Source organism: Okeania sp. SIO2F4 (assembly GCF_010672385.1).
Classification (GTDB): domain Bacteria; phylum Cyanobacteriota; class Cyanobacteriia; order Cyanobacteriales; family Microcoleaceae; genus Trichodesmium.
Window position 1 is genome coordinate 1 of record NZ_JAAHGT010000411.1, and the last position, 8,142, is coordinate 8,142.

General features: G+C 32.0%; 3 protein-coding genes. 1 reads left to right on the forward strand and 2 read right to left on the reverse strand.

Going from position 1 to position 8,142, the window contains the following annotated elements; all coding sequences use genetic code 11:
* Positions 1–813: 813 nt before the first annotated feature.
* On the reverse strand, positions 814–3,522 hold the full coding sequence (locus tag F6K22_RS23220) for a tetratricopeptide repeat-containing sulfotransferase family protein (protein ID WP_293103320.1): 2,709 nt from the start codon (positions 3,520–3,522) through the stop codon (positions 814–816).
* A 16-nt stretch (positions 3,523–3,538) separates the two neighbouring features.
* Positions 3,539–6,283 (reverse strand): tetratricopeptide repeat protein, encoded by a 2,745-nt coding sequence (locus F6K22_RS23225; protein ID WP_293103322.1) that lies wholly within the window; start codon positions 6,281–6,283, stop codon positions 3,539–3,541.
* A gap of 389 nt (positions 6,284–6,672) precedes the next feature.
* Between F6K22_RS23225 and F6K22_RS23230 the strand changes: the two genes are divergently transcribed.
* A partial coding sequence (locus tag F6K22_RS23230) for a glycosyltransferase family 2 protein (protein ID WP_293103324.1) occupies positions 6,673–8,142 on the forward strand: 1,470 nt, incomplete at its 3' end.

Here is an 8,142-nt window from a genome sequence, read left to right on the forward strand (position 1 = left end):
AGAATTCAGAATATAATTTTATAAATCAGAATAAATCAATAAATAGGAAAAAAGTAAAGTAAGTATTTCTGTGCCGAAATTCTCCGCATTCATGTCGCGCAGCGTTTTCTTACGGAATATGAAAAACGAAGTTGTGCGGTAGCAAAACAGCTAACTCGCAGTCTGCTTTTAGCTGTTTCATAAATAATGAATATAGACTTATCTTGGTCAATGTCAATTTTTTTATTTGAATTTTCTCAACATTAATTCCTGCTTATCAGACAATGAATTAATAGCTAATAGCTGATAGCTGACTCCTGAATGTTTACCATTAAGAAGCTATTACCAGTCAGTATTCGGATGAGTGAAAGTAATAACTACTAAGGTTAGCTGATGAACTTTTTATGAATAACTTTGAATTCTCCTTGGAAACTAATTCCTCCTGACAAAATAATGAGTTAATGACTCATAGCCAAAGGCTGAATGTTTACAGTAAATTTGATTATAGGAGTCAGACATAAGAATTCAGAATATAATTTTATAAATCAGAATAAATCAATAAATAGGAAAAAAGTAAAGTAAGTATTTCTGTGCCGAAATTCTCCGCATTCATGTCGCGCAGCGTTTTCTTACGGAATATGAAAAACAAAGTTGTGCGGTAGCAAAACAGCTAACTCGCAGTCTGCTTTTAGCTGTTTTATAAATAATGAATATAGACTTATCTTGGTCAATATCAGTTTTTTTATTTGAATTTTCTCAAGACTAATTCCTGCTTATCAAGCAATTAATTAATAGCTCATAGCTGATAGGTGACTGCTGAATGCTTACAAATGATTATTCCCAATTAAATTTCATACCTAGATACTCTTCAAGTTTTTGATTATAGGGTTGGAAATAATTACTTAAAGTGGAGTAAATTAATGGAGGAATATTAGGATAAGACCCAGAATTTAATTTTTGATAATTCTGGAGCTGATGTTTTGGTAAATCAAGAAAATTAAAAACTTTTTCCATCGTAGTTTCTGGTTCTTGATAAAATTCTTCGCTCCTCAAAATGAGGAATTGTTCTCTGGGAAAAATAGTCATCCATTTTTTGATAAATTCAACATAAACTCCATAACTCACATAATAAGATATATGATTCCAGTAAGCTTCTTGAAGGGAAGATTCTGGAATTTTTTGCAGTCTTTCTAACTGAGAATAAATTACTTCTGATAAAGATTTATTTTCCATCTTTAATCTAACTTCGTGATAATAGTGAGAAACTGCTCTATCTACTGGGTTGCGCAAAATTAAAATCAGTTTAATTTTAGGAAAAATCCTAAATAGTCTTTCTGGAGTATGCCGACTATTAATATAGGTAGGAGTTGCTTCTCCAGTTAAAAATTTTGTTTCTTCTGGAATAGGAGGAAAATGAGCTAAATACCAATCTATTCCTTTATCAAAATATCTAGACCAAAAATATATTTCTTTTTTAATGGCAGGTAAAATTTGAGGATGTTGAGTCAGATAATTATATAGAGAGGTAGTGCCACTTTTGCCAGTACCAATAATAATAAAGTTAGGATGTGCTACTTGTTTCTGATGCCAATATCTGTTCGTAAAATCAGGATGAGATTTTAAAGTTTGCTGGTAACAAGCTGTTTGATAAGAAGTAATAGCTTCATCTATTTTTCCTTGTTCGGTTAAAACTTCTCCTAAGTTTAAGTTACATAAAATAGAGTCTGGTTTCTTTTGCAGAATTCTACGGTAAAAATTTACTACTTCTTGAAGTTTATCTGATTGTTTTAAGTAATTCCAGAAGCGACTATAAGACCAATTTGTTTCTGGTTTTAACTCAATAGCTTTGAGAAAAGCTAGACTTGCTTGTTCCCACTCCTCTTGTCGAATTAAAGCTATTCCTAAATCATAGTAAAATTTAGAATATTTTGGGTTTTGTTTAATCGCTCTACGACATTTTTCTACTTCTCCTTCTAATTCAGCTTGTTTCTTTAAAGTTTTCTGGAGTTGATTTATAATCTCTCGGTCATTTACCTTAAGTTGCAGAGCCATATTATAAATAATTACTGCTCCTTTATATTGCTCTTTTTCTGTCAGAGCATTTCCTAAATATAGATATAAGTCTGAATTTCGCGGTAGACTCAGCACTAATTTAGAGTTAATTATCTCTGTCCGATAATTTTGTATTGCCTGACAATAATAACTAATTTTATTCTCTAAATTACCTTGAGATATTTGCCCTAACGCTTCTCCGAGTTTTTGATATATCCAAGGCATATTTGACTCAATATTTAAGGCAGTTAAAAAGGTGAATATTGCTTCATTCCACCTTTGAAGTTTAACTAATACTTCTCCTAGGTTGTTATAAGACCAAGGTATATCTGGTTTTAATTCTATCGCCTGCATATAACTATCAATTGCTGCCTCAAATTTTCCTTGCTTTTGGAAAATATCTGCTAATTTATGATAATTTTCTCTTTGCTTAGGTTGAAATTTGATTAAAGTTTTATAACAGGAGGTAGCTTCAGTATAAATATCAAACTTTCTAGTTTTGTCTACTTCGGCTAACCTAACTAATGCTGCTACTAATTGATTGTAATATAAAGAGGAATTAGGATTAATTTTTATGGCTTGACGGTAGACTAATACTGCTTCTGAATATCTTTCAAGTTTTACTAAAGCATTAGCTAAATTATTGTAAGTTACATCTTTATTGGGGTTTATTTCTATAGCTTGGCGATAAACTGTTACTGCTTCGGAGTATTTTGATAATTGCATTAAAGCATCCCCTAAATTTTTGTAAGGCAAATATAAATCAGGCTTTAATTCAATAGCACGACGATAAACTTTGACAGCTTCATCCCATTTTTCTAGCTTCAATAAAGCTGTTCCTAATTTTTGGTAAGACCAAGGAAAATTTGGATTTAGTTCAATAAATTTTCTGTAGGCAATAATAGCTTTATCCCATTTTTCTAGTTCCAATAAAGCTGTTCCTAATTTTTGGTAAGACCAAGGAAAATCTGGATTTAGTTCAATAAATTTTCTGTAGGCAATAATAGCTTCATCCCATTTTTTTAATTGCAGTAATGCTTCTCCCAATTTGTGGTAAGACCAAGGAAAATTTGGATTTAGTTCTGTTGCTTTTCTATATGTAATCGCCGCTTCATCCAATTTTTCTAATTGCAGTAATGCTTCTCCTAATTTATAGTAAGTTTCTGCTTGATTTTTGTTTAAATGAAGTGCCTGACTATAACTTGTAATTGCTAGAGACCATTGTTTTTCTTGAGAATGTAAATTACCTAAATTAGTATAAGCTTCTACTAGATTTGGATTTATGGAAATTCCTTGTTGATAATTCTCTTTTGCTAACTCTAATTTACCCATTGCTTCTAGAACTTTTCCCAGAGTATTATAAGCAGGAGCAAAATCCGATCGTATCTCAATTATTTTGTCACAGATAATTTCCGCTTCATGTAATTTTTCTTGGGCAAAGCAAGATTCAGCTTCTTGATATAAATCTAATACAAATTTTTGATTATTCATGTTTATCTACTGATATTTATTCAACTTCTGCAAACTTTATAATTTTTTGTAGTTTGTTTAAATCTACAAGAATATCTGGCTTCCAAGGAATTTTACCTGAGTTGTCATTCTCAAAATTTTCACCTATTAAGTAATAGTGTAGGAGGTTGCATAAATTACTAATTTGCCAGTAAGAACTGCTACTATACTTGGGAGAAAAAATCTCAATCACTTTTGTCCCTGGACTACAAAATACTAGATTTGTAAGTCCAGCACCATGAGGAGCTAAAATCACTTTAGCAGCAGCCATATATGATGCTTGTTCTACTATAGAAATTGATTCCAGAGTAAGAGGAATAAAACCAAATTTCTCTAACATATTAACTACTTCTTCTTCATTAACAACTCGTCGCCATGATGCTAATCTTCGACTTATATATATTCGTTCTGGTTTACTGGATAATTTTTCTATAGTTTCTGATTTGAGAAATAAACTTCGCAAAAACTCACAACTCCATTTGCTAACTTTGATATTTCCTTTCTTGGGTTTATATGAAGAGGGTACAACTAATTTTTGAGCTTTGATGTGAGGAAAAAATCGACTTTCTATGACTTGAGATTGTTTAATTCCTAGGGCAGCAATAGTTTCTATTTGAAATTTTTTCTCACATCTGGTAAAGACAAATTTATCTATTACTAGGTTAGTTCGACGCAGCAAATCTATCCGTGCAACTACATGAAACATCCAGTGGAAATATATTAATTCTGCCCACTTTGAAGATAAAAATGCTACCGTACCATCTATATAATTAATGGGAGGCAATTCGGAAGAAGAAATAACCACTTCAGCACAACCTGTAGAAATATCCCTTACTAACTTATTATCTGAAGTAATAATTGCACTTGTTCCTAAATCAACACAACCTCTTCCTTCTGGAATGACTGTTACAAAAGCTGCACCTGAATTAACCTTTTTATCTTGGAAATTTTGATGAATTTTTGCTTCAATTGTTTGAGAGGCTAATAAATTTATTTGGGTATCTGAATAAATTTTTATCTTAGTTATATTAGTTTCTAGAGAGTCAGAGGTAATTTCCCAATCTCTTGTTAAATTCAAAAACTTTCTCAGCCAATTCTGCGGTAATTTTTGCTGAGTTTTCCAGAGGTAAGCTTCTTTGTGGCGATCTTGTTTTTTGAGAATATATTCTATTTTTTTATGAACATCGTAATAATCTGGTCTAATTTTTAAGGCTTGAATTAAACAAGGTATAGCTCCTAATAAATTCTCCTGTTGAATATAAGCATTTCCTAATGCTGCATAATGCCAACAAGATTTGGAATTAATTTCTATAGCTCTTTGATAAATAGAAATTGCTTCATCTAATAAACCTTTTTCTTGCAAAACATCTGCTAATCTTCTCTGAAATAAATGGTTATTTGGTTCTAATTCCATAGCACGACGGTAAACAATAATTGCTTCATCCGACCTGTGTATTTTTCTCAGTGCTTCTCCAAAGTTGTAATATGACCAAGATAATGTTGGATTAATCTCAATGGTTTTTTGATAACTAGAAACTGCTGCTTCTAACAAACCTTTCTCTTGCAAAGCATCTGCTAATCTTCTGTGGAATAAATGGTTATTTGGTTCTAATTCTATGGCACGACGGTAAACAATAATTGCTTCATCCCATTCTTGGATTTTTACTAACCTTTCCCCTAGAGCATCAAGCCATTTTATATTCTTTGGTTCAGTTTTTAGTAAGTCTCGGTAATAATTTATGGCTCGATCGTGTGCTTCTAATTTTGAGATATTTTCTTGTAACCTTTGATTAAACCAAGCTAAGTTAGGATTAATTTCTCTGACCTGTATACACCGAGTAATAACTGCATCTAACTTTCCTCTTTGTAGTTGAATATCGACTAATTTTCGGCTAACTTCCCAAATATCAGATTTTAGTTCTATCACTTTTTGATAAGATTTTTCTGCCTCGTCTAATTCTCCCTGTTGAGACAGAATGTCTCCTAATTTTGTGTAAGACCAGAGAAAATTAGGGTTAATTTCTATAGCAAGACGGAAACTATTAATTGCTGCATCTAATTCTCCTATTTCCTGAAATACTTTCCCTAGTTTATGATGAACTACCCATAAGTCAGGTTTCATTTCAATAGCTTTTTGATAATAATTTATTGCCTCATTGAACTCTTTTGTTTTCAGTGAAATATCTCCTAAATTTTGATAAGCACCTGCCAAAGATGGATTGAATTTTATGGCTATCTGAAAAGAGGCGATCGCCTCTTCTATCTCACCATTTTCTAAGCAGTTTTTTCCCTGTTTGAAATATTCTGAAGCTTGAAGATACTTCCCTTCTATAATCAATACTTGTTCTTGACAATCTCTGGCTAATTCTACTTTTCCCAGTTGCTGCCAAATTTTTCCTAAGTTCCGATAAAAACCAGGAATATTTGGTTTAATACCAATAGCTTCTTTGTAACATTCAATTCCTAACTGCCATTGTTTTTGTTGTGCATATATACTCCCCAAATTTGCATGAACTTCCGCCAAATTTGGTTGTTGATTTATCGCTTTTATATACCAGTCTTTTGCTTTGTCTATCTCACCCATTCTTTGCCAAATATTTCCCAATATTTTACAGGTGGGTGGAAAATTAGACTCAATTTCTAATACTTGCTGACAAGCTGCTATTGCCTTTTCTAATTTTCCTTGAGCTAAATATATTTCTGCTTTTTGATGTAGATTAACTACAGATATTTTTGGCTCCATTGTTATTCTCCTAATTTTGATAGTTATAGCAATTCCCATTTATAAGTGAGGTACAAAATTCGTAGTAGTAATTCGGGAAACAGGGAATAGAATATAAATAAAGATAGGTGTACCTCATTAGCCTGAGAAACGCTATAGTAATTCTATTTCAGTGTAATATTTTGGTTGTAGTTAAGAGTCATAACTCAGAACTGATAATTTTAAAAATTTGCCGTTAATATTAACTGTTATAAAAATTTTCACATTTAAGAAGCTCAATTGCTAATCTTAGCAGTTTGCCGTCATACCTGAGAGCTGACTAGATCATAGCTGAATGTTTAATATCTTTCTTTTTCTTTTTCTAGGGAATAGCAAAACAAGAGTAGCTAAATTAAAAGTATATAACCATCATGTCACAAACTTTTATGAATCCAAAAGTAAGCGTAATTATTCCTGTTTATAATTGTGAATTCTACATTGCCCAAGCAATTGAAAGTGTCTTAAATCAAACCTATACTGACTATGAAATTATTGTTATAAATGACGGTTCCACAGATAATACCGATCAAGTCTTACAGCCGTACATGAAAAAAATTCGTTATTTTTATCAAGAAAATAAAGGATTATCTGCTACTCGTAACCAAGGGATAAAAATGGCAAAAGGAGAATTAATTGCTCTCCTGGATGCTGATGATTTATTTCTCTCTTATAAACTTCAAGAACAAGTAGCTATTTTCCATGCTCAACCAAATATAGGTTTAGTACAAAGTGGGTGGCGAGTTGTTAATGAAAAAGGAGAAAAAATTCAAGATGTTGAACCTTGGCATAAGTCTCCAGAATTAGACTTAGTAAGTTGGTTAAAATGGAAAGCTACTAATCCTAGTGGTATGATGTTTCGGAAAGAATGGTTGGAAAGAGTAAATGGGTTTAATGAAAATTTACGCAGACTAGAAGATTTTGATATTGTAATTCGATTAGCTTTAGCAGGTTGTCAAGCCATTTGGTTTCCCAAAGTTGCGGTCTGTTATCGTCAACATGGTGGTAATATGACGCGAAATTTACTTGCTCAAACAGAAGTAGAAGAAAAAATTTTGGATGAACTTTTTTCTAATCCTAATCTCTCTCCAGAAATTCAACATTTAGAGAGAGAATTACGCTACGGTTCTCTAATTTGGAATTGTTGGTGTTTATATAAATCTGGCTACTTCCGTGAAATGGCTGATTATTTGCATAAATCTTTAAAATTTTCTCTTGTTTCTGTTCTTAAAACTATTTGTGAGTGGCTCTATTATTTTGACTATTATGCTTCCCTAGAAAACTATTCATTTAATTCAGTTTCTTTGAATCAAATACCAGAGTGGCAACTTTTAATAAATAAAATTATGCCAAATGGTTTGCCATTGGTTAGTGTGGTTATTCCGACTTTCAATAATGCTGATTATATTCTTAAAGCGATTGAAAGTATTTTTATTCAAACTTATACTTTGTGGGAAATTATTATTATTGATGATGGTTCTACTGATAATACTTACCAAGTTTTAGAATCTTACCTCAATCAAATAGACTTCTTGGAGAACTCCACAACAGGAAATAGGCAACCCCAACCAGATAAAAATTTTCAGGAAACAGGAAGCAAGCGAGATTCAACTTTAGACTTCTACCAAAATTATCCAATAGGAAATAGACCACCTCAAGCAGATGAAAATTTTCTCCAAACAGGAAGTAACCAAGATTCAACTTTAGACTTCTCCCAAAATTATCCAACAGGAAATAGACCACCTCAAGCAGATGAAAATTTTCTCCAAACAGGAAGTAACCGAGATTTAATTTTCAACTTCTTGGAGAACTCTACAACAGGAAATAAGCAACCTGAAGCAGAT